This window comes from Kangiella sp. TOML190 (genome assembly GCF_023706045.1).
GTDB lineage: Bacteria > Pseudomonadota > Gammaproteobacteria > Enterobacterales > Kangiellaceae > Kangiella.
On sequence record NZ_BQYL01000001.1, the window covers coordinates 316586 to 340870 of the forward strand.

General features: G+C 44.4%; 19 protein-coding genes and 3 tRNA genes. 11 read left to right on the top strand and 11 right to left on the bottom strand.

Annotated elements, in window-relative coordinates; all coding sequences use genetic code 11:
* Nucleotide 1: 1 nt before the first annotated feature.
* The 8 genes from rng to hemA all read right to left on the bottom strand — a co-directional run bounded on the left by rng (nucleotide 2) and on the right by hemA (nucleotide 8360).
* Complete coding sequence (gene rng / locus NFS34_RS01435; RefSeq protein WP_251358058.1) at nucleotides 2–1489, bottom strand: ribonuclease G; 1488 nt, start codon at nucleotides 1487–1489, stop codon at nucleotides 2–4.
* Nucleotides 1490–1544: 55 nt separating this feature from the next.
* A complete protein-coding gene (locus NFS34_RS01440) occupies nucleotides 1545–2144 on the bottom strand; it encodes a nucleoside triphosphate pyrophosphatase (RefSeq protein WP_285834436.1) in 600 nt (199 codons plus the stop codon).
* A gap of 3 nt (nucleotides 2145–2147) precedes the next feature.
* Complete coding sequence (gene mreD, locus NFS34_RS01445; RefSeq protein WP_251358060.1) at nucleotides 2148–2636, bottom strand: rod shape-determining protein MreD; 489 nt, start codon at nucleotides 2634–2636, stop codon at nucleotides 2148–2150.
* Nucleotides 2633–3484 carry a rod shape-determining protein MreC gene (gene mreC, locus NFS34_RS01450; RefSeq protein ID WP_309296421.1) on the bottom strand — a complete coding sequence of 284 codons (852 nt, stop codon included), beginning with the start codon at nucleotides 3482–3484 and terminating at the stop codon, nucleotides 2633–2635. Before mreC ends, mreD begins: the two co-directional genes overlap by 4 nt.
* 108 nt (nucleotides 3485–3592) lie before the next feature.
* Nucleotides 3593–4636, bottom strand: a complete 1044-nt coding sequence (locus NFS34_RS01455) for a rod shape-determining protein (RefSeq protein WP_251358062.1) — start codon at nucleotides 4634–4636, stop codon at nucleotides 3593–3595.
* Nucleotides 4637–4961: 325 nt separating this feature from the next.
* Nucleotides 4962–5810: a peptide chain release factor N(5)-glutamine methyltransferase gene (gene prmC / locus NFS34_RS01460; protein ID WP_251358063.1), complete on the bottom strand. Its 849-nt coding sequence runs from the start codon at nucleotides 5808–5810 to the stop codon at nucleotides 4962–4964.
* 52 nt (nucleotides 5811–5862) lie between these two features.
* A complete protein-coding gene (prfA, locus tag NFS34_RS01465) occupies nucleotides 5863–6957 on the bottom strand; it encodes a peptide chain release factor 1 (protein WP_251358064.1) in 1095 nt (364 codons plus the stop codon).
* A gap of 65 nt (nucleotides 6958–7022) precedes the next feature.
* Nucleotides 7023–8360, bottom strand: a complete 1338-nt coding sequence (gene hemA, locus NFS34_RS01470; protein ID WP_251358065.1) for a glutamyl-tRNA reductase — start codon at nucleotides 8358–8360, stop codon at nucleotides 7023–7025.
* A 231-nt stretch (nucleotides 8361–8591) separates the two neighbouring features.
* Between hemA and NFS34_RS01475 the strand changes: the two genes are divergently transcribed.
* From NFS34_RS01475 to NFS34_RS01520, 10 genes are all read left to right on the top strand, one after another.
* Nucleotides 8592–10640 (top strand): tetratricopeptide repeat protein, encoded by a 2049-nt coding sequence (locus NFS34_RS01475; RefSeq protein ID WP_251358066.1) that lies wholly within the window; start codon nucleotides 8592–8594, stop codon nucleotides 10638–10640.
* Between the two features lie 17 nt (nucleotides 10641–10657).
* Nucleotides 10658–11284: a lipoprotein insertase outer membrane protein LolB gene (lolB, locus tag NFS34_RS01480; RefSeq protein ID WP_251358067.1), complete on the top strand. Its 627-nt coding sequence runs from the start codon at nucleotides 10658–10660 to the stop codon at nucleotides 11282–11284.
* 3 nt (nucleotides 11285–11287) lie between these two features.
* A complete protein-coding gene (gene ispE, locus NFS34_RS01485) occupies nucleotides 11288–12181 on the top strand; it encodes a 4-(cytidine 5'-diphospho)-2-C-methyl-D-erythritol kinase (protein ID WP_251358068.1) in 894 nt (297 codons plus the stop codon).
* 13 nt (nucleotides 12182–12194) lie between these two features.
* A tRNA-Gln gene (locus tag NFS34_RS01490) sits at nucleotides 12195–12269 on the top strand.
* Nucleotides 12270–12371: 102 nt separating this feature from the next.
* Nucleotides 12372–13319, top strand: a complete 948-nt coding sequence (locus NFS34_RS01495; RefSeq protein ID WP_251358069.1) for a ribose-phosphate pyrophosphokinase — start codon at nucleotides 12372–12374, stop codon at nucleotides 13317–13319.
* A gap of 358 nt (nucleotides 13320–13677) precedes the next feature.
* Nucleotides 13678–14346, top strand: a complete 669-nt coding sequence (locus NFS34_RS01500; RefSeq protein ID WP_251358070.1) for a 50S ribosomal protein L25/general stress protein Ctc — start codon at nucleotides 13678–13680, stop codon at nucleotides 14344–14346.
* A gap of 46 nt (nucleotides 14347–14392) precedes the next feature.
* Entirely contained in the window at nucleotides 14393–14989 is a 597-nt protein-coding gene (gene pth / locus NFS34_RS01505; protein WP_251358071.1) for an aminoacyl-tRNA hydrolase, read from the top strand.
* A 28-nt stretch (nucleotides 14990–15017) separates the two neighbouring features.
* Nucleotides 15018–16109, top strand: a complete 1092-nt coding sequence (gene ychF / locus NFS34_RS01510; protein ID WP_251358072.1) for a redox-regulated ATPase YchF — start codon at nucleotides 15018–15020, stop codon at nucleotides 16107–16109.
* A 256-nt stretch (nucleotides 16110–16365) separates the two neighbouring features.
* Nucleotides 16366–16442: transfer RNA gene (locus tag NFS34_RS01515), tRNA-Met, on the top strand.
* Nucleotides 16443–16496: 54 nt separating this feature from the next.
* Nucleotides 16497–16587: transfer RNA gene (locus NFS34_RS01520), tRNA-Ser, on the top strand.
* Nucleotides 16588–16647: 60 nt separating this feature from the next.
* Here NFS34_RS01520 and NFS34_RS01525 read toward each other — a convergent pair.
* The 3 genes from NFS34_RS01525 to NFS34_RS01535 form a co-directional block, all read right to left on the bottom strand.
* On the bottom strand, nucleotides 16648–19257 hold the full coding sequence (locus NFS34_RS01525; protein ID WP_251358073.1) for a DEAD/DEAH box helicase: 2610 nt from the start codon (nucleotides 19255–19257) through the stop codon (nucleotides 16648–16650).
* A 47-nt stretch (nucleotides 19258–19304) separates the two neighbouring features.
* Nucleotides 19305–20834, bottom strand: coding sequence for a site-specific DNA-methyltransferase (locus NFS34_RS01530; protein WP_251358074.1), 1530 nt, complete (start codon nucleotides 20832–20834; stop codon nucleotides 19305–19307).
* A 158-nt stretch (nucleotides 20835–20992) separates the two neighbouring features.
* Entirely contained in the window at nucleotides 20993–22738 is a 1746-nt protein-coding gene (locus NFS34_RS01535; protein ID WP_251358075.1) for a DUF3592 domain-containing protein, read from the bottom strand.
* 131 nt (nucleotides 22739–22869) lie between these two features.
* Here NFS34_RS01535 and fabV point away from each other — a divergent pair, with 131 nt between their 5' ends.
* Entirely contained in the window at nucleotides 22870–24051 is a 1182-nt protein-coding gene (fabV, locus tag NFS34_RS01540; RefSeq protein WP_251358076.1) for an enoyl-ACP reductase FabV, read from the top strand.
* Nucleotides 24052–24285: the final 234 nt, after the last annotated feature.

Genomic DNA, 24285 nt, shown 5'->3' on the forward strand with positions numbered 1-24285 from the left:
GTTAGATCAAAACCACATCAAATTGATCAGAGCTGTACAGTGCTTCGGCTTGGAGGCGTATTGGTTTTCCAATATCGCCCTCGAGCTCTGCTAAGCTATTAGCCTCTTCATCGAGTAAAGACTCGACCACTTCCTGACTGGCTAGAACTAAAAATTTCTGTACTTCGTAAGCCCTTGCTGCACGACTAATTTCGCGAAAGATTTCATAGCACACCGTTACCGAAGTTTTCACAAAACCACGACCATTACACTGCTGACAAGGCTCACACATCAAGTGCTCCAAGGATTCACGCGAACGCTTTCGGGTCATTTCAACCAAGCCTAAAGAAGAAACCTCGGTAATCTGAGTTTTCACTTGATCTCTGTCTAGTGCTTTTTCTAGTGTCCTTAAAACTTGACGTTTATGTTCGGTATCTTGCATATCAATAAAATCAACAATGATGATGCCACCTAGATTTCGTAGTCGCAGTTGCCGCGCTAAAGCGTTCGCCGCTTCAAGGTTGGTTCTAAAAATGGTCTCCTCTAGCGTTTTATGACCGACAAAAGCTCCTGTGTTAACGTCGATGGTAGTCATCGCTTCGGTTTGATCGACAATCAAATAACCACCTGACTTTAATTGGACTTTACGCTCCAACGCTTTTTTGATTTCATCTTCAATATTGTATAAGTCAAAAATGGGGCGCTCACCCTGATATAGTTCGACTCGACTCAATAGTTCTGGTGAAAACTTTTTTATAAAGCTGCTGATTCGATCTTTCGCTTGCGCATTATCAATTCTGATCCTTTCGATATCATCAGCGAGGGTGTCGCGCATAATTCTCAATTCAAGTTTGAGATCTTCATGAATCAGGCCCGGAGCTTTAACTTTTTTCGAATTCGATTCGATTGCACTCCACAGCTTATTTAAAAAATCACTATCCCTTTTTAGCTCCCTTTCTTCCACCTTTTCCGCTGCGGTACGAATAATGTAACCGTATTTTGCATTGTTTTTATCGCTAAGCAATTCCCGTAAGCGCGCCCTTTCTTCTTCATCAGCGATCCTTTGCGACACCCCAATATGTTTATAGTCGGGCATCAACACTAAGTAACGCGACGGAATAGTAATATGGGTAGTTAACCGTGCGCCTTTAGTGCCAAGCGGGTCTTTAATGACTTGTACCACAATTTTTTGACCCACGCGAAGCAAGGTTGCAATATCGGTATTGTGGGTATTTTGTAGCACCTCTTGTTGTAACTCTGGCGCTTCTTGGTTTAAGTCTTGAGCCGTAAAAATATCTGCCACATGCAAAAATGCTGCTTTTTCTTGACCGATATCCACAAACGCTGCTTGCATTCCGGGCATCACACGACTAACAATTCCTTTGTAGATATTTCCTACAATACCGCGATTGGCTGAGCGCTCTAGGTGCACCTCTTGCAACATACCATTTTCCACCACCGCCACGCGGTTTTCCTGCGGAGTGATGTTAATTAAAATTTCTTCGCGCATAGGAGTTAAGATATTTCTTGAAATTCAAAAGCTTGAACCTAGTTTAGCAACTATTTTATAAGCTCAATAGGTATTTTATTTGGAATCTATCCAAAAGTTCTCGCGTTTCTTTGAGTGGCAGTCCCATCACGCCACTGTAACTTCCTTCGATTCGAGCAATTAGACTAGCAGCCACACCCTGAATCGCATATGAACCAGCCTTTCCAAGCGATTCTTGCGTTTGGCAATAGGCTTTGATTTGTGATTCGGTTAGCGTCTCGAACGTCACTCTAGTGATCGAGGTAGCTTGTGCTCTTTGCTTTTGATCCAACATATAAATGCTGGTGAAGACCTGATGGGTTTTCCCTGATAATAACCTTAAGGTCGCTGCGGCGTCGGTCAAGTTTTTTGGTTTACCAAGGCATTTATCCTGCAACACCACAATGGTATCAGCGGCTAACAAGGGCTTATCTAAAGATCCGACTTTGGCGACTGCATTGTGCGCTTTACCTTCGGCTAGCCGTTGAACGTATTCCAGCGGTGTTTCTTGTGAATCTTGAGTCTCATCAAAATCGTTAATAACTTGAACAAAGTCTACACCTAGCTGAGTCAACAATTCTTGCCTTCTAGGCGAAGCTGAAGCGAGATAGAGTTGCGAGTAAAGAGCGCCAGACAAAGCTTAGTTGACCCTCAAAAAACCGCTAAAATTGCGCAGAAGCAAATATAGCCAAGGCCACAATAAGCCATTGATAATCACCGAAGGCCAAGCCATGGTTTCTTCAGATTTTCCTGTCAGGCGAATCAACCAAAAGCTGATCATAATATAAATAAGACTTAAAAAAGCCACCATTAACGCTTGTTTCCATAGCGGGAAAAGGCGGATCCGTTGCTGCAGTAATTTTATGATGAAAGTTGTTAAGGCTAGGGCAAAACTGTGGACGCCCAAGCTGGTGCCCAATAAAACATCCAACAGTAAACCGCATACAAAAGCCCAAAAAAGCCCAACCCTTTCTGGCGCTCTTATGCTCCAATAGCTAAGTACCAACATGACCCAGGCTGGTCGCCATAACTGCCATGCATCCGGCAATGGAAACAAGGTCATGACCATCGCCAAAGCTAAGCTTAAACCAATAAACCAGCTACCTTTTCTATAGTTAGCTTGGCTCATTGCTGATCTTCCTTGGCAGGATCTGCAGCTTCAAGTGGCTTATTCCACAACAAGAGCACGTGATTAGCAGTGTTAATATTGGCGGTTGGCTCCGCGATCACCTGAGCATAAGGCTGATCATTTTTCTTAGTCACAGAAACCACCTTTGCCACCGGAAACCCGTCTGGAAACTTTTCTCCCAGACCCGAACTTAGTAAAACGTCGCCCTGTTGAATATCGATGGTATTGGGTAAATGCATCAAATTAAGGTTTATGCCATTGCCTTGAGCTATCGCCCGAATGCCGTTACGGTTATTTTTTATCGGGATCGCGTGCTTGGGATCGGTAATTAAAATGATTCGGCTGGTATTATTCGACACCTCAACAACCTGCCCCATGACTCCATCAGCATCAACTACTGCTTGGCCTAAATACACATCATCAATCGAACCTTTATTGATCACAATTTCTTGCGAATAGTTATTACTATTTACGTCTATCAGCTCGGCAATCAAACGTTTGCCGCGAAGCTTGCGCGACGAGCCTAGCAATGAACGCAGTCTAGCATTATCCGACTCAAGCCCAATCAAGCGTTGATTTTGCGCTCGCAAGATCAAAACTTCATCTTTAAGCTCTTGATTCTCTTCTAAAAGTTCACTGCGACTGACAATGTTACTATCCGCCCAACTGCTCAGCTCGCTGGGCAGATTTGCTACATAATAAATCGGTAAAGTCAGGGTGGAAAAGGTGCTGCGAATACTGTTGAGGTACTGGTAACGGTGATCCAAAATCATTAAACCACTCGATAGCAGCAGCACAATCAACAGCTGTATAACTAACGAAGGCCCTTGCGTAAAAATGGTTTTAATTGGACTTACCTCAAACTAAATTTAAATTCAGGCTAAACGGCTTAAATATTCACAACTCTCAGATATAAAAAATCGGGCAATAGGCCCGATTTGTATAGTAGCGCCTTACTATTCCGCTGAAAATAGGTCGCCAGAATGTTCTTCTAAAGTTTCTAGAATTTTACCACCACCGCGCGCAACGCAAGTCAGTGGATCTTCAGCCACGATCACTGGCAAACCCGTTTCTTCCATTAATAAACGATCCAAATCACGAATTAAGGCACCACCACCAGTGAGCACCATACCACGCTCGGAAATATCCGCTGCTAATTCTGGCGGCGACTGCTCTAGCACCGCTTTAACCGCGCGCACAATACCGTGCAACGGATTTTGTAGCGACTCTAAGACTTCATTCGAATTAATGGTGAAGCTTCTGGGAATACCTTCAGCCAGATTACGACCACGCACATCCAATTCGCGAACTTCAGTGCCCGGATAAGCAGTACCTATCTCATGCTTAATCCGCTCAGCGGTTGCTTCACCGATCACAGTGCCATAGTTACGGCGTATATATTCGATGATGGCTTCGTCAAAGCGGTCGCCACCAATCCGTACCGAGTCAGAATACACCACGCCATTCAGAGACAAAATGGCAATTTCGGTAGTACCACCACCAATATCCACCACCATAGAGCCGCGCGCTTCACCTACGGGTAAACCTGCGCCCACCGCTGCTGCTACTGGCTCTTCCACCAAATGTACTTCACGCGCACCAGCACCCAAAGCTGATTCCTTAATCGCACGACGCTCTACCTGAGTCGAGCCGCAAGGTACACAAATCAACACTCGTGGGCTAGGACGGAAAAAAGTATTGTCGTGGATTTTACGGATAAAGTGCTGCAGCATTTTTTCAGTCACTTCAAAATCTGCAATAACACCATCTTTCAAAGGACGAATGGCAACAATATTGCCTGGAGTACGGCCTAGCATTCGTTTAGCCGCTTCACCAACCGCCGCGATGGATTTCACTCCACCGGGATTATTTTGACGAATAGCAACGACCGAAGGTTCGTCCAAGACAATCCCTTGGTCGCGAACGTAGATCAGTGTATTTGCTGTCCCCAAATCAATCGACAAGTCTGTCGAAAACATACCGCGTAATTTTTTAAACATAGAAAGGAGTAATCCCAGTACAGAAATTTTTTAATTAAACAACCAATAAAAAACTTGAAACTTGGAGTTTTAGGTACGCTTTTGTGTCGCCATTTTGTGGTCGCGAACCCTTTAAATCACTAGCTTTTGAGCTTTTTTAGTTAATCGCGCTACTCTAACAATAGTCACTCAATCGAGCAAGCTAAAAACCTGCTTTGCGGCTATTTTTTAACGTTTTCACTCGAATTGAGTTTGTTAAAGAACAATACTCCAACCAGTAGACAAAACATTTGCCAACTAATTCAATTTATCCCCAATAAAAACCTAAAATCCCATTTCCAAACTTCTAGTTTTGGCTTGGCTGCAACCAACCAGCGGTTACCCGATCATTGCCACTCAAATCTTGATAGGTTACCAGCTGCGAAAAGCCATGCTGCGCCATAATCGCTCGAACCTGCTCGCCCTGTTCAAACCCGTGTTCAAACATCAGGTAACCTTGTGGTTTTAGATAGCGACGAGCCTGCTGACAAATGGTTTTTATATCGGCCAAACCGGAATCTGCGGCTACTAAAGCTTGGTAAGGCTCAAAGCTCAAATCCGTTAAATGAGGATCGCCCGCTTCAACATAAGGCGGATTGGAGACAATCAGATCCAAATTGCCATAAGGCCAATTATCAAGCCACGAGTTATGGACCAGCTGCACATTTGTTAATTGATGGCGAACTCGATTTGTAAGCGCGACCTGCAAAGCTTTTTCACTAAAATCTACTGCAAAAACAGTAGCTTGAGACCGTTCAGCAGCAATCGCTAAAGCAATAGCGCCAGTTCCTGTGCCTAGATCGGCGATTCGAAAATGTTGGCTTTTGGGGATTTGTTTTAGTGCCAACTCAACCAGTAACTCGGTTTCGGGACGAGGGATAAGTGTATCCGGAGTAACCTGTAAATCCAGCGACCAAAACTCTTTATAACCAACTAAATAAGCAAAAGGTTCGCCACCAATACGTCGCTGAATTAAGTCCTGAAATAGCTGAAACTGCTCGCTGGAAAGCTTTTTATCGTTCCAAGTTAAAACCCAAGTTCGAGATTCACCTAACAGATGCGCTAATAAAGATTCAGCTTCGAACTTACTACGAATATCAGGCAAGCCGCTCAATGCCTCGCAAGCTTGCTCAATCGCCTTATCAATTCTTATCAAGCACAGTTCCTGCTACATTCCTGCGAAAGCCAGATCAGCCAAATTTGTTCGATTAGTGGGCATTATCCGCCAACGCTGCCAACTGATCCGCTTGGTTTTCCGCCACCAAAGGCTCGATAATCTGGTCGATATCCCCTTCCATAATTTCATCAAGCTTATACAAAGTCAGATTGATGCGATGATCGGTCATACGTCCTTGCGGATAATTATAAGTACGAATGCGATCGGAACGATCGCCCGTTCCCACCAAATTACGGCGCATTTCAGTCTGCTCACTCTGCGCTTTGGCATCTTCAGCAGCCTGGATCCGCGCCTGTAACATCGCCATTGCTTTGGCTTTATTTTTGTGTTGCGAGCGCTCGTCCTGACATTCCACCACGACCCCTGTAGGCAAGTGAGTCAAACGAATCGCTGAATCGGTTTTGTTGACGTGCTGACCACCAGCACCTGACGCGCGAAAAGTATCCACCCGTAAATCTGCCGGATTAATCTCCACTGCATCCACCGCATCCGCTTCTGGCATAATGGCCACGGTACATGCGGACGTATGAATTCTGCCTTGGGATTCGGTTTCCGGAACTCGCTGTACTCGGTGCGCACCAGACTCAAACTTCAAGCGCGAATAGACCATATCGCCGCTAATGCGCAAAATAATCTCTTTATAACCGCCCTGTTCACTGCGATTTTCATTCATCACTTCTACTTGCCAGCGCTTTTTCTCAGCATACTTAGAGTACATTCGAAACAAATCGCCCACAAAAATTGCCGCCTCATCACCGCCGGTACCCGCACGGATCTCAAGAAAGGTATTCTTTTCATCGTTCGGATCTTTAGGTAACAAGAGTTTTTGTAAGTCCACTTCCAGTTTTTCAAGCAAACTCTTATTGGCCTTTAATTCTTCCTGCGCCATGTCGCGCATATCCGGATCTTCATCCGCCAACATTTCTTCGGCGGTGTCTATCGCTTCTAATGCTTCTTGATACTTTTGAAAGCCCGCGACCACATCTTCCAAGGTCGAATATTCCTTGGATAAATCGCGAAATTTATTTTGATCGGAGATAACATCAGGATCGCCCAACAGTGCCGCCAATTCCTCATGGCGATCAACTAAACCTTGTAACTTTTCTATCACCGATTCTTGTAACATGGGCTATTATTCACCTTATCTATTTGATTTTATTGATATATTTTTAGCTTAAACAACCAAAGCGATTAATCATTTTTATCCAACTGATCCTGATCCAAATTAAACATTTCGCGCGTAGTGGTATCTGCATCCAACGGTTGCTTTGGCTCCTGCGGGTTGCTCTGTTGTGAGGCGCGCAACCAAACCAAGGGTTGATGTAAAAATTTCTTCATTAAGCGATGACTCAACTCTTCCATCACCGCCTCAGGGCTTAATTCACTTTCTTGATTTTGCATCTGAGCACGCGCTCTTTGCAACTCATTAGCGACAATCGACTGATATTTATTGTGTAAATCACGTACCGTATCATGCTGCTTTTGGTGTTCGCGCCATTGCATAAAGTCCGCAACTAAAGGCGTTAAAATCCCCTCGGCCTGCTTTGCAGCCTGTTGCCGCGCCTGCATATTTTCCTGGATCACCCCTTCAAGATCGTCCACCGTATAGAGATAAACATCGTCCAGCTCAGCCACTGAAGCTTCAATATCCCGCGGTACGGCCAGATCCACCATAAAAATACTTTTACGACGACGCTTTTTCAAGGCAGCTTCGACCATTCCTTTGCCAATAATGGGTAACATACTACCCGTCGAGCTGATCACAATGTCCGCTTGATGAAAGTAATGTGGGATAGCTTCGAGACTTATCGCCTGCCCAGAAAACTCACGGGCCAATTTCTGCGCATTAGCCAAAGTTCGATTAGCCATAATCATCTGCGACACTTGGTGTTGCGCTAAATGCCGCGCTGCCAATTCAATGGTCTCACCAGCTCCCACAAACAATACCGTCAACTTCGAAAAATCGCTAAAAATATGCTTAGCCAAATTCACCGCCGCATAAGCCACCGACACCGGATTGGTACCAATGTCAGTTTCATGACGCACTTTTTTCGCCGCTGAGAAAGCCTTTTGGAACAAACGCTCCAGATCTTTACCAACAGTTCCGGCACGCTTGGCCTTCTGATAGACCGCTTTGAGTTGCCCTAAAATTTGCGGCTCGCCCAACACCATCGAATCAAGGCCACTGGCGACCCGCATAATATGTAGCACCGCATCACTTTCCAGATGACGATATAAATAAGGCTTTAAGTCACCATCAAAGTTAGCGTAATCGGCCAGCCACTGGGCAATCGCTACTTCCAACGCCTGACCATCTAAACTCGATGCCTTAACGTAAAACTCCACCCGATTACAGGTAGATAAAATTGCCGTTTCCACTTCCAGTTGCTGCCCATTGGCCAACTGCTGTTGTAACCGCAGACGCAGATCTGCCATCGCTTGCGCTAGTTGGTGTTCGGCAAACGCAGCTTTTTCACGCACCGCCACAGGGGCAGTTTTATGATTAATTCCTAATGCAATCAATGACATAAAAGAAGGAGAATGGTTAGATTTTTCGGCTATTTCAGTTAAGTGGCGCGAATTATATCATCGGCATCGACAGACTGCGACCTTAGCTCAAGATTAGCCTAATTGGCAATCGATAGGATTAGCCGCAAAGCGCCAATTATTTAACAAACTTTATACCTAAGCAGATGCTCAAGCAGTGTAAAACTGCTAATCTACACCATATCTTTAAAAAACCTAATTGATGCTTTACCTTTGAAAACTATCGCCGCTCATATCATGTTGCTAATTGGCAGCCTTTTGCTGTTGGGACTATCCGCTTGCGCTACTTCCCCTAAAATTCTACCGGATAACACCGCTCAAACCCCAAGGTCCAAGCAAGCACCCAAAGCGCAAATCCAACACTTGAGCGCAGATCAAAGAAGCCAACTATACTACTCAATACTATTGGCGAAAGTTGCCGAACAAAAAGGTTTTTTAGGTATCGCTCGCAGCAATATTGACGATGCTTTAAATAAAACTCAAAGCTCAGAGCTCGCTAGCCATAGCGCGCGCCTCGCCCTCTATCAAAAAGACTACAAAGCCGCCCAACGGTCGCTTAAACTCTGGCAACAATCAAACCCCAACAGTAGCGGCCCTTTAAAAGTCGCCGTTTTAATCGCCATTCACCAAGCACGAGAAGAGCAAGCTTACGAACTCTTAAGCCAATTATTCGATCAGCATTTCGCTAATCAAGCCTCGCACAGCGAACAAAAAGAACTTATCCTTAGTGCCGATGAGCAGTTTAAACAGCTTATTCAAATGGCCTTTTATCAAGCGCCGGACAATTTTGAATTGGAACGCCAACTGCAGGTGTTTGCTCATTTATTAGAGCGTTATAACCTCGCAAACCCTAATCACTTGCCTTCGGCCATGACTACCGAGGCTTTTTTAAAACTAAAGAGTCGCTCTCCTCTGTCCGAATTGGATCGCATTCATCAACTGCTCGATGCCAGCCTTGCATTAGCTCCTGATTTTGTCGGTGCCATCAATACTAAAAATCAAGCGCTAGGACTACTATCGCAAGAGAAAAGCTCGGAGTACCTAACCCAATTGGCGAAAAACCAAGCTTTCAGCAAGCAGCAGTTATCTCACCTTGCCAATATCGCTTATAAACAAAAAAATTATCAAAGCGCCATTATCGCCTTTGAACGCATTTTAGAAGCCGAACCGGATAACCTAGAAGCACGTTTTTTATTGGCAGGCAGTCACTATGGCGCAGCCAATTACGAAGAAAGTTTAGCCCTCTTTTATCAGCTCTCGCTCGAGGACTACCGTAAGGAATCTTCCAGCTTTTATTGTGGCGATTCAGCCGAACGCGTTCATGACGAGATCAAAAGTTTAAGCTGTTATGACATGGTGCCGGTTGGTCGATTTTTTATCCAAGCGCGTCACCGCCTTGCGCAAATTTTTGCAGACAAAGGTATGTTCAAGCAAGGCGCTAAAAGTTTGGAAACCGCTCAATCTTTAGTCGATTTCAACCAACGTCAGTTATTGTTAAAGTATGAAATTAACTATTTGATTGAGCATCAGCAGTTTAGTTTAGCCAAAAACCGCCTTGATAATGCCATTCAATTAGAGCCGCACAATAATATTATTTATTACTTACAATTATTGTTAGCCGATAAAACTCTAAGCACTCCAAACTTTCTTAAACTTTCCGCCAAACTGCGGGCGCAAAGTCCCGATCTCGAATTGCGTAAAGAAGTCATTTTCACCAGTATTGAACTACTGAATCAAAAGGGACAAGAGCCACTCATTCTTGATATTTTAAATCAGGAAGTAGCCCAATATCCTAAGGATACGGATATTCGGTATGCCCGTGCCATGAGTGCTAGCTTGTTAAAGGATTTTTCGCAAACCGAAAGGGACCTACGCTACCTGCTAACGCTTGATCCGGAGCATACCAACGCACAAAATGCCTTGGGTTATACGCTTGCAGATCAAAACCGCAACTTGATGGAAGCACAACAACTCATAGAAGCCGCCTATTACAAAGAACCCGATAACAGCGCCGTTTTAGACTCGATGGGCTGGATCCAATACCGGTTGGGTAACTTAGAAAAAGCCCTCTTTTACATCGAAAAGTCCTATGCCAAAGCCAAAGCAGCAGAAATTGCAGCTCATTATGGCGAAATCTTGTGGCAACTTGGACGGCAGCAAAAAGCCAAAAACATTTGGCAAAAAGCCTTGCAACAAGAACCCAATAATCATTATATTCTGGAAACCTTGGCGCGCTTTCCAGAAGCGCACGTCAGCCCCTAAAACCAATAACAAGCGATATGCAAAAACTATTGAACTTAAAAGCGCTATTCATCTTCTGTTGCCTGCTCGCTATCAGCGCTTGTGATCAACAAAGAGTGTTGCAAGAGACTACTGAGTGGGACGACCCACTGTGGCAAGCACATTATCAAGCATTAAAACCCATCCAAAACTTTTCCCTAAAAGGTCGGATTGGGATCAGCAATCCTCGCGATAGTTTTTCCAGCAACTTTCGCTGGCAACAAAATGCTCACCAAGATTTTCAATTCAGAATGTATGGTGCTTTGGGCAACACCTATTTATTAATGAACTCCAAAATCAACTGGAGCACCATTGAAACTGGTGATGATCAATTTTTTGAAGGCCCGAATGCCGAACAGTTGGTAGCAAACAGCATGGGCTGGCAATTGCCTTTAAATTATTTATCTGACTGGATCAAAGGAGTGCCCACAGGTGTTGGTCGAGATAAAATCAAAATCAATGCCGACGGTACCTTACAATCCTTAACTTATCCATCAGGCCAGCGCATTTTTCAGGTCAGTTTCGAGCGTTATGGCCAATTTTCGGGTAAAGCGATGCCGACTAAAATCCGTATTTTAGAAGCAGACAATAAATTATTATTGTCGATTCGTGATTGGACTTTCTAAAAGATGAGGTTTACTCATCCGGCGGGATTTATCGACGCTGACGGTTTTAGCTACTGGCCTGCACCAATTAAGCTCAATTTAGAGCTGCGCATTTTGGGCCAGCGAGATGATGGCTACCATGAGTTACAAACGCTCTTCCAATTGCTGGATATTGGTGATGAGCTGTGGATCAAGGCCAATAATACTGCCGACATTGGTTTATCGACCGACTACGCCGAGGTAGCAGCTGAAGATAACTTGGTGGTTAAGGCTGCCAAAGCCTTAAGAGCCACTGCTGGGCAAAACGTTAGCCTTGGCGCACATCTCAAGCTTAACAAGCGGATGCCTTCGGGCGCAGGGCTCGGCGGCGGCAGCTCAGACGCCGCAACCACCTTAATCGCGCTTAATCAACTTTGGAGTCTGAACCTATCCAACGCTGAACTGTGTGCAATTGGCGCGACGCTCGGCGCTGACGTGCCGGTTTTTGTTAATGGTTACAGCGCTTGGGCAACGGGGATCGGCGAAGTTTTGACCAAGGCGCAGATCCCTGAAAAGCACTTTGTAATTGTCTATCCTGACTGCGCCATCAACACAGCCAAAATTTTTTCGCATCCAGCGTTGACAAGAGACAACAAACCGATTAAATTACGCGCCTCTCGCCCAGAGGTGGACTTGAAAAACTTAGGTTACAACGTTTTTCAAGCGCTGGTTTCTAAGCTTTATCCGGCGGTCAAAGAAGCAATCGAGTTTCTTAACCAATACGGCAAAGCAACCCTAACGGGAACTGGTAGCAGCGTCTTCTTATCCTTTGACAATGCGCGAGAAGCCAGTAAAATATCGGCACTGTGCAAGCAGCGCTGGTTAACTCTAGAAGCCAAGGGTATCAACAGCTCTCCGCTGACTCTAACTGGCCAATAGAGACGCTAAAAATAGGGGTATCGCCAAGTGGTAAGGCAGCGGCTTTTGATGCCGCCATTCGTTGGTTCAAATCCAGCTACCCCTGCCATTTTCTCTTCAAAAATCAGCTCAATTGCTTGTCCTGTTAGCTATACAATAGCGTTTTATTTCAATCACTGATTGTTTTTTAGTATTTTTGGGGCCTTTATTCATGTCTGACTTGATGCTGTTTAGTGGTAACGCCACACCAGATCTCGCCGCTCGTATCTCTAATTATTTAAACGTACCCTTGGGTAACATCACCACTAATCGCTTTAGCGATGGCGAATGTAGCGTCGAAGTCATGGAAAATGTCCGTGGTAAAGACGTTTTTATTATCCAATCCACCTGTGCCCCGACTAATGACAACTTAATGGAGTTGATCATTATGGCTGACGCCCTAAAGCGTGCCTCGGCCAAGCGAATTACCGCCGTTATCCCTTATTATGGCTATGCTCGCCAAGATCGCCGCGTACGCTCGGCGCGGGTGCCAATAAGCGCCAAAGTGGTCGCCGACATGATCAGTGGCGTCGGCTTTGACCGCGTACTGACGGTGGATTTACACGCCGATCAGATCCAGGGCTTTTTCAATATTCCAGTAGATAACGTTTACGCCACGCCAGTATTGCTCGAACACATCATGCAAGGTGCCAGCGAAAATCTCATGGTGGTATCTCCCGACGTTGGCGGTGTAGTGCGCGCCCGCGCTATCGCTAAATTGCTTGATGATGCCGATTTATCGATTATTGATAAACGTCGCCCGCGTGCTAATGAAGTTAGCGTTATGAACATTATCGGTGATGTGACTGGTCGCGACTGTGTCATTGTGGACGATATGGTAGATACCGCTGGCACTCTATGCCAAGCAGCGCAAGCGCTAAAAGATCACGGCGCAAAGAGCGTTTCAGCCTACGCCACCCACCCAGTATTATCCGGTAAAGCCATTGATAATATTAACAATTCTGGTCTTGATCGTTTGGTGATCACCAACACAATCCCGCTTTCAGAAGCTGCCCAAAACTGCGATCGTATCGAAATTTTAGACTTATCGCCGCTGCTGGGCGAGTCGATTCGGCGGGTCAATACGGAAGAGTCAATCTCCAAGATGTTTTTAGATTAAAGAATCCCTTGTCATTCACCACGGGCACTTCCTTTAGTCGCCCGTGAAAGCGCGAATCCACTATATTCCGCTAGATAGTTAGACCAACTCTCCGCTTTCGCGCAAGAGAACCTAATTTATTATTAGCTGTATTTGCCTCTAACTGAAAAAAATTCGCCACCATTTCGCTCTTAATCTTCAAAAATCGCCCCAAAAGCCTTATTTTCACCAGTCAAACACTAGCTTAACGACTCCAGATCGGTGTATAATCGCGCTCCCTTTTTATGGGGCTTTTTATTGGCTGATGACTGGTCGCAAGTCATCAACCTGTTTATTAACACTCATTACTCACCCAATATGGGTTAATTAGGAGATTACAATGAGCGATTTTACGTTAAATGCTACCAAGCGTAGCGATATAGGGAAAGGTGCGAGCCGCCGCCTACGTCGTGAAGCTAACATGATCCCTGCTGTTGTTTACGGCGGCAAGGAAGATGCCACTTCAATTACCTTAAGCCACAACCAAGTGATCCGTTTCTTGGAAGAAGAGTCTTTCTACTCTTCAATCATCAACTTGGATATCGAAGGCGAAGTTGAAGAAGTGTTATTAAAAGACCTACAACGTCACCCTTTCAAGCCAAAAGTATTGCACATGGACTTGAAGCGCATCGTTCGTGGTCAAGAAATGCACGCTAACGTTCCATTGCACTTCAACAACGAAGAAGATGCACCTGGCGTTAAAGAAGGCGGCGTAGTATCGCACCAAATCACTTCGGTTGAAGTTATCTGTATGCCACGTCACTTGCCTGAGTACATCTCAGTTGACATGGGCGCTGTTGAAATGGGTGGCGTAGTTCACTTATCTGAAATCAGCTTGCCTGAAGGTGTTCGTTTAGCTGCATTTGAACAAGATGACGCACAAGATCTTACTGTTGCTAATATCGTTCCTCCTACTGTTTCTGCTTCTAGCGACGATGAAGAAGCTGAAGAAGCGGCAGCGGAAGAGCCAGCAGCAGACGCTGAAGAAGAAGCAGGCGACGAAGAGTAATTCTTCTGCGCCTGACGTTAGACTCGAATCAGAAGATTCAATCACTATGTCTAGCATCAAGCTAATTGTGGGCCTGGCTAATCCAGGCTCACAATATCAAGATACCCGCCATAACGCTGGCGCCTGGTATGTCCAAGAGCTCGCCAGAGCCTATCATATCCAACTGAAAACCGAATCGAAATTCCACGGCCTGTTTGGCAAGGGATTGATTGGCGATCATGAAGTAAAACTGCTAATTCCAAGCACCTTTATGAATTTAAGTGGCAAATCGATCCAAGCAGTTGCTAACTTTTATAAAATCCAGTCCGAAGAAATTTTAGTTGCACATGATGAGCTGGATATTGAGCCGGGCACCTTGAAGCTTAAAAAAGGTGGCGGTCATGGCGGCCATAATGGATTAAGAGATACCATCAGCAAACTCGCGAACAATAAGAACTTTCTGCGTCTGCGCGTGGGCATTGGCCACCCAGGTCACAAATCGAAAGTCACGGGCTATGTGCTGAATAAACCGAGTGCTGATGAAAAAAATGCCATCAATATCGCGATTGATGAAGCAGTTCGAGAAACCCCAACCCTATTAAAAGGCGAATGGGATCTGGCGGTGCAGCGCTTGCATAGCCTAGAGTCACCATTGGCCCAATAACTAACCAGTTAATGACAAGAGAAGTATCATGCCACTAAATTGCGGAATCGTAGGCTTACCCAACGTGGGCAAATCCACCTTATTTAACGCTCTAACGGACGCGGGGATCGATGCCGCCAACTACCCATTCTGTACCATCGAGCCTAATACTGGCGTGGTACCGATTCCAGATCCGCGACTCGATGCCCTTTCCGCCATTGTCGATCCTGAACGTGTTTTGCCAGCCACCATGGAATTTGTGGACATCGCGGGGCTAGTCGCTGGCGCTTCCAAAGGCGAAGGCCTAGGCAATAAATTCCTTGCCAATATCCGTGAAACTCACGCCATTGCGCACGTAGTACGCTGCTTTGACAATGATGACGTGGTACACGTGGCGGGCAAGGTCGATCCGCTTGCCGATATTGAAATTATCAATACCGAATTAGCCTTAGCCGATCTGGAAGCGGTAGAAAAACGCATACTAAAAACCACTAAAGTTGCTAAAAGTGGCGATAAAGAAGCCAAAGCTGAATTGATAATTTTGGAAAAAGCCAAAGCTTGTCTTGACGAAGGTGATGCTTTAAGAAGCCTTGATTGGGATAAAGATGAAAAGAAAATCTTATCCAGATTCCAACTCATCACCACCAAGCCGACCATGTATATCGCCAACGTCAGTGAAGACGGTTTTGAGAGTAATCCGCTTCTGGATCAAGTTAGAGACTTTGCCACCAAAGAAAATGCCGAAGTAGTGCCCATTTGCGCTTCTATTGAGTCAGAAATTGCCGCTTTGGACGACGAAGACAAAGCCGACTTCCTAGCCGATCTAGGCCAAGAAGAGCCAGGGCTTAATCGCGTGATTCGTGCTGGTTACAGCCTATTAAACCTGCAAACCTACTTCACCGCAGGTAAAAAAGAAGTACGCGCTTGGCAAGTCAAAATCGGCGCCACGGCCCCGCAAGCGGCCGGCGTTATCCACACTGACTTTGAAAAAGGCTTTATCCGCGCCGAAGTCACCGCCTATGATGATTATATCGCTGGCAATGGCGAAGCAGGCGCCAAAGAAGCCGGCAAATGGCGCCTAGAAGGCAAAGACTATATCGTGCAAGATGGTGACGTGATGCACTTTAGATTTAACGTTTAAAATTTGCTGGTCATTGCGCGCCATTGACAACAATGGCGCGGTAATCTCTTGTAATAAAGCTAGCGTCATCCCCGTCTAGCCAAAGGAAATCCCTTTAGGGAAAAGTGAGAATCCGCTAATCCCAGCAGCTAACATCAAGAGGTTACTTGATCGCTAACGCGTCCCATTATAATGAGTAAAAAATAACTGATGGTTTTACCGCTTTAGGCTTGACAAAAAGCCCCAAAATCACCAAAATACGCGCCACTGAATTTATGGCTATGTAGCTCAGCTGGTTAGAGCACAGCATTCATAATGCTGGGGTCGGTGGTTCAAGTCCACCCATAGCTACCATATTGTTTTAATGGTTTCCTAATGCTTCCAGTTAGGGTATCATTTCGCAAATTCGGAGAGGTGACAGAGCGGCCGAATGTACCGGTCTTGAAAACCGGCGTGGGTTAATAGCCCACCGTGGGTTCAAATCCCACCCTCTCCGCCATATAAAAAAGTCGAAAGACTACAAAGCCCGCTAATTAGCGGGCTTTTTTGTGAGTTTTGATTATCCAACCTTCTTTTTTAATTGATCTTGCAGACTTAATCCGTTTTTGATCTTCTCAGCCATGAGAAATATCCCACGCCCATTACTTTTCTCTTCCCAGAGCTTCCCAACCAATTCCTTTTGCTTAGTATCAGGATCATTGATCAAATGGGCACCTTTGTATTCAACTACAAAAATACGACCATCGGTTAGTTTAACGACGAAGTCGGGGTAAAACCATCCAGTAGCTTTGGCAATCTTAAAAGAACTTTCCTTTCGGTTTTCTAAATTGCGTACCCAAAACTCCACTTCAGGCAGGCGATCGATCAGCATGGCACACTCAGCTTCTTCGCCAGAGTCTTTAAGCTCACCAACTCGATGATTGCCATAGTAATGCTTTTGAAACTGATAAGCCCCCCTGTACACCTTGGTGGCAGGATAAGCATTTACCGGAAAATCAAAGTCGAACTGGTTATCAGCACTTGAAACCACAACTTCAGGATCATTAAACAAATACTGCTGGAAACACTGCTCTTTGGCAGATAAATAATGCTGTTTGATTTTTTCACGAATAGCTTTCGCCAAACGATATTTCGCACGTACCAATTGCGCCAGTGAATAGTCTTTTCGCTGCAAATCCACAACTTGCCGAATAAATTCTATCCTAACCAATTGACTAATCGATTTATCCCTTACCTCTTTATCCAGCCACAATACCAAAAGCTTTTCATCCCACTCGGTAGTTAGCCCAGCTAATTGATAAGTAGCCTCTTCTTGTTGAACTTGCCATTTATACACTCCTTTATCGACATCGTGCTCAGTAGTAACCACAGTTTCTTCTGCATTAAATTCACTAATGGTTAGCTCTGCTGAAAAGTCCAACAAGCTCCAGCCGCCGATCTCCAAAGGTAAATCATGATCCAATAAATCCAGCTCGCCTTGATACTCTAAAGACAATCGCGGAACCTTAAATGCTTTTCCTTGCAAAGCAGGGCTATCAAGCCTTTGTTTTACTTGTTTTTGATAGTCGAGTTGTTTTTTGATGTCTTTTTGCTGTTTTTTGGCAATGGCCTGCATCAAAATTTCTTGCTCAATATCATTCAAGGCTTCTGAAACCGTAACCTTTGTATGTCCGGCACTAGTTTTTTCAATGGTAACTTTATCTTTGACTGACTCATCAAGTAGTCCTTGATCAAAGGCTTCTAGTTCAAACTCCACCGCTGGAACTTCGGTTTCCTCGAGACTATCGTTCAACTCCAGCTGTGGCGCTTGCAGGTTATCGTCAACTTCTTCCGCGGCGAAGCCTAACCCTTCAACCAGCGCATCTTTAAGCTCAGTTGCTGCTTTAATAAAATTGGGCTCGCAAATATGCGCATAAGCCTTGTTCAAGGCCTCGCTGGAACGCTTAGTTGCATAAGGCATCCGCAAAACCCGCCCTAACAATTGCTCTACATCCGTTGAGCTTTTGATATTGGCAACCGAGCAAAAAACGTAAGCAAAAGAACAGTCCCATCCCTCTTTTAATGCTTTAACGGTAATCACATAATCAATCGGGCACTTAGGATCAAACAAATCAATCCCATCGAGTTCCTGCTGATTGCCCGTCACCACCGCAATTTTTTCTTCTGCAACTTGCTCATTCTCGATTAAATGCTGCTTTAAGATTTCAGCAGTAACTTCCTGATCTTTATTTTGTGCCTGAAACAACACAATGGGCCGAATATACTGTTTATCATTCAGTGCTTCCTTTGCCAAAATTTCGCGCTCGCTAATGGCTCCTGACACGGAAGCCTGCCAACTTTTGTGGGTACTTAACTTAATCGGCAACTTAATCATATCTTCGTTTTTAAGCGCCGAAGCAGAAACGCTGAATAGCACATTCGAGCGTGGCTTGGGCGTTGCGGTATATTCGATAATGCAAGCCGGATTGATTCGCTCTTGCATATCGCGCGTAAGCCCCGTCACCGCATTATGCGCCTCATCCACAATCATCAGGGGGTTATACAAATACAATAAATTGGCAAAAGAGAATTTCACCTTGCCGCTCTCGTCTTTTTCAAGTCCATCGATGGCCTGTACATTTGGGATCGCCGCGAAATGGGCTTCCAGATGCTCGTTGTGGGCATAAACCTTACGACCTTCGGTATTAGAAATACGTAAGGTCTGAATGGTGGAAATAATAATACAGGCAGAGCCTTTAAAATCGATTGGACGGACCTGTGCAAATTCGGAAATATCAAAAACCCGTACTCGCCCATCAAATTCATCGTCTAACACTTGTCGATAGGGGTGGGCAGGATTTTTTAAAGCCTTTAAGGTCTGCTCCCGAATAGCTTTTGAGGGTACAAACCAGATCGCCACGGGAAAATCCCTCTCCAAATAGCTATGGCTGGCCATTTTAATGGTGTGTGAAGCCAAAATGGTTTTACCGCCGCCCGTGGGGATGCGAATACAGGCATAAGGGACATCAGGTAGGTTTTTTAGTGGAAAATAAGCACTTTGGTATTTCCCCAGCTGAATATTTTTAGTTGCTACTTCAAAAGCGCTTTTGGCACTACTAGTTTCGCGGGTTTTCTCTAAAAAAGTTCTTAGCGTTTTTAGAGCTGCTTTTTGATATTTTTTTAATTGCATTGTTGTTCTAATTTCCTTTGTATTTTCCTTCTAACTTCAGCTATTTATCACGCCTTAATATCATAAGGCGTTTGTTTAAAGGTGATGTTATGTTGCTCTAATTTCGCTTGCCCAATGCGGCAGGACTCGCCATAAACAACCCATTCGCCATTAAAATCAGGCGCTTCATGTTTAAGAGTATCCAATAGTTGTTTTAAAATTGCGCGAGTTAATACATTACCATTTTGCGGCTTTTTATCGCCCAAAACGCCGTTATAGAGCAAAAAATAGGTCTTCTCACCTTCAAAGCCCAATAAAGGCGATTTCGGATTAGCGGGATTAGTCATGGGTTTGCCCGTTTCGGCGAACCAAATATGTGCCGCTAAAGGTGCAAATTTGATATTGGCGTTAATAAGGCCTTCTTCATCAAACACGGTTTCGCCAAGCTGGTAAAAACGAAAACCACCACCACCTTGCCAATCCACTGCTTTGGAAATGCCGCCCTGCTCGCCATCCACCACTTTTTGTAAGCGCGGCTGACAATGGGTTTTAGCATGTTCGCCTAGCTCAATGCCGATATATCTTCGATGCATTTTATGGGCGACTGCGGCTGTAGTGCCTGAGCCTAAGAAAGAGTCTAATATCAAATCATTCATATTAGTATGTAATGATAAAATAGTTCTAATTAAATTTTCTGGCTTTGGGTAGTCAAAATCATCTTCCTCAATTCCTAAAGCTATTTGCTCATCTTTAGCAGCCTTGTTTGTGCCAACATCATAAAGGAAAGATCTTAGGACTTTACCATCCTTTGGCTGATAAACCCTATGGTGTATTGTCCATTCGTTCTTTTTATTTTTGACTAATCTAACAGAGCCTTGCTTTAACATTTCCAAAACAACTTCTTTAGACTTTTGAGAGTAAACTTTCAAGGAACTTCCATCAGGACAATCAATTTCAAAAACTATTGGATTCTGGAGGGATTTCCTAGATAAAGTATCCCAATAATACCTAAGGCCATTATCATCAATTTCCTTATATCTTTTAAGGTAATCATCATCATAAGGAACTCGCCACTTTAACTTGTGAACATTCTTGTCTCTTTTTTTCGCATATCCTATAGCGTAATCATGATCTATTGCAAAGTATCTAGAATCATTACCCCCACCTTTTCTTTTTCTCCATACAAAGTCCCCTAGATAGTTACTTCGTCCAAACACTTCATCCATAATAACTTTGCAATAATGTGCTTCATTATCGTCCAGCGTCACCCAAATACTGCCATCCTCAGCCAATAGTTCCCTTAACAACTCCAAACGCGGATACATCATATTCAGCCATTGGCTGTGCTCTAGGTTGTCGTCGTAATGTTCAAAGGCACTTTTAGTGTTATAAGGTGGGTCGATAAAGATACATTTCACCTTGCCTGCGTAATAAGGCAATAAAGCCTTTAGCGCATCCAAGTTATCGCCTTGGATCAACATATTTTCAGTATATGGATCGCCGTAAGACAGCTTGGTTTGTTCTTCTAATAAACGATAGGGCACCTGACTAGCTTTAACTCGTGCCTTATCGTCATCTAACCATTGCAGTAATGGCATCTAGTTTCCTCTTTTTATTGGTCTTATCATCTTAAAAAATAACCCCTCGCACGGTTAGATTCAAAAATCTACGCAGAGGGGTCTTGTTGGTCTTACTATAAAAGAGTTGGCGGCTTGGTTTCAACTATTTACTGCTCCATAGTAATCACCCAGTAAATTTATGCTTCGGTGTAATTTAATTCACTTTTTAGTTGTTCGATAAAGGCTTCGACATCACCTTTTACCTTGAGGTTTTTCGCAATGGTATGTTTATTGCCATCATTGGTGTGGACTAGGATGTTATAAAACTTGGTATTGCCGCTACTGGCTTGAGAAATGGTATTGAATTTCTTTATCGCGGCTTTAGGGATAGTGATGGTTCTACCAAAAGCTAAATGGCCCGACTGATAATGAAGATTGGAGCCATCGACAAAGACTCGGCTTTTATAGAGCGCAGCGCGCAATCCGATAATCGCTAACAGACCGCCGATTAAACCAAAAATGATCGGGAATAAAATAATGGCGCCATGCCAATACACGCCTAATCCTATCGCCACAAACACTAGTCCAAACACTGCCATCATCGACCAAGTCAGACTATTCAAGCGCGGGAAATAATACTCGATACCGCTATTATTGTAGGATTTTACCACACCTAGTTGAGTCCAATCGCCGCGTGCAGTGCTTTGGTAAAAGCTTGACTGAGTTGAACTTGAGGAGCTAAACAAGTCGCTGTCAGCTGCTTCAAGACTGGCTTTTTCTTGCTCACTCAATGGGAAAGCCGGAATATCAAACTCCAGTTTCAGATCGGGGCCTTGTTGCTCGCTATCGACCGACAAGCGCCATAAATATTGCGATCGGCTGTTGCTATCATCGCTGGGTTTAAGGTTATCAGGAAGGTTAAATTGAAAGTTGATTGGATTGCTATTGAGATCCACTCTTTGCGTATCTTCCCACAGTATTTTCTCTCTAGTCGAACGATTTTTGCCGGAGCCTGATTGGTATTTATGAATCGAGGCGATCTTAATAATCGCTACCGACTGAGTAAACTGGGCTTGCGCTGTATTTTCCAATTGCAAATGACCTTGATTAAGCGCACCAATTTTTAAGCGCCCAGCATCAAGATAAAGTTTACTTTGGCCGAATTTTTTGTGCCGCGAGTAAAGCACCAAAAACCAAGCGATCAAGCCCAAGCCGATCAAAGGAAACAGCAGAATTAGCAAGCCCCAATATTCTCCCTTATGCCAAATTTCAGGTATCGCGAAAATCGCTACGGGTATAGACACAAGATTCCAAAATAAGGCAAAAATCCCGATAGTAATAAAACTCGATTTACTATTGGGTTTAAAGTAATCGCCCTGCCATTCTTTTTTCCATAGCCAAGGCTGATCAACAAACTGCTGTTGATAGGCGGCTTCTTGCTTAAGTTTTTTGGCACCCCAAAAACCAGCAAAAATAATCCCGCCGCCAGCGCCGCCAAAGGCCAATAGAAATATAGAGCCGAAACCTAACATCGACCAACGAATATTTTTGTCGATCACCGCTTCGCTGGGGTTATCGGGATTGTAATAGGCGGTGACGGTTTGATTATTGCGCTTTATTCTGGCAAGTTTTTGATAAAAATCTTGTTGGTATGAACCAATGTTATCGCTGCCGGAATGAAAATTCAGTTGCTTAGAAGTGTAGACGCTACCATTAACTTGATATTGAAACTGGCCTTTAACGCCATAGGTAGTTGAGCCATCGCTGTGCGAAACGGTTTGTTCAAGGCTAATAAGTGTCGCTTGCGTTGGTTGCCAGCTGGATGCGCCCCATGCTTGGTAAACCGTTGTTAATTGCCATAAAAATATGCCAACACCTGCCAGAAGAAAGACGCTACCAAATAGAGTGAGGCACCCCAGTCCTTTTTTATGGTCGTTTGCCATCAGTTGATTTTAGGTTATAAAGACTAAGCTTATGATTTTTCACCATATTATCTTTGGTTGTACCTCTTTGCCAATAAAAAGGGGTACAATAGCGCCAATTTTATGTTATCGACGATAATTCGGAGACAATTATGGTTATCAAGCCCAAGGTTAGAGGCTTTATCTGCACCGCATCACACCCCAAAGGCTGCGTCGCGCACGTGCAGGAACAAATCGATTATATTCAACAACAAATTACCGAAGTGCCTGCCAATGCGCCCAAAAATGTATTGGTGATTGGCTCTTCTACCGGCTATGGTCTTGCCTCGCGCTTGGTAGCGGCTTTTGGTTATGGCGCCAAAACCTTAGGTTTATTTTTTGAAAAAGAAGCCAGCGAGCGTAAAACGGGCACTGCCGGTTGGTATAACAACCGTGGTTTTGAGATTGCTGCGGATAAAGCTGGGCTTTGGCATAAAAGCATCAATGGCGATGCTTTTTCGCATCAAGCTAAAATCGATGCCATCAACATTATTAAAGAACAGATGGGTAAAATCGATCTGGTAGTTTATTCGCTAGCTTCACCGCGCCGCCAAGATCCCGACTCTGCCGAAATCTACAAGTCAGTGTTAAAACCGATCGGCGAAGCAGTCACAGAAAAAACCTTAAACACCGATAAGGGCGAAGTTCACGAAGTTTCGATTGATCCAGCAACCGAAGAAGATATCCAAAACACCATTAAAGTCATGGGTGGCCAAGACTGGGAGTTATGGATGAATGCTTTGGATGAAGCTGGTGTTCTAGCCGAGGGCGTAAAAACGGTAGCCTACACCTATATCGGTAAAAAGCTTACTTGGCCAATTTACGGTCATGCCACTATCGGTAAAGCCAAAGAAGATTTAGATCGCGCCTCGCATGCCATTCATGAGACATTGCAAACAAAATATAATGGCACTGCTAACGTTGCGGTACTAAAAGCGGTTGTGACTCAAGCCAGCTCGGCCATTCCAGTGATGCCACTCTACATCTCATTGCTGTATAAAGTGATGAAAGAAGCGGGCGTGCATGAAAATCCTGTTGAGCAAATCAAAGGACTCATTCACGATCAAATGGTCAATGGCGAAGCAATTTATGACGATACTCGTCGCTTCCGTTTAGACTTAAAAGAGCTGGACGATGCGATCCAAGATAAGGTCGAAGCCCTTTGGGCGCAAGCATCGACCGAAAACATCACCGAGATCTCCGATTACGCTGGCTACAAGCATGAATTCTTTAAGTTATTTGGTTTTGAAGTCGATGGCGTTGATTACGAAGAAGACTTAGATCCTCGGATCTAGCAATTGGTCGATTAGCCAAGCGCCAAGAAGTCACTTCTTGGCGCTTTTTTGTGTTGGGATTATTTACAATCGACCATGATAGGCCTCGAATATGTCAGAGGCAATATATTCCACTTCAATTAAATCAAATAGTTAGCAGAGTTGGCACACTTTATGCTTCTTACTAGACTGTGAGCACAAGCAAGTGCTGACTATCCCCGGTTAATGGCGTACAACTACCCCGTACAACATTAA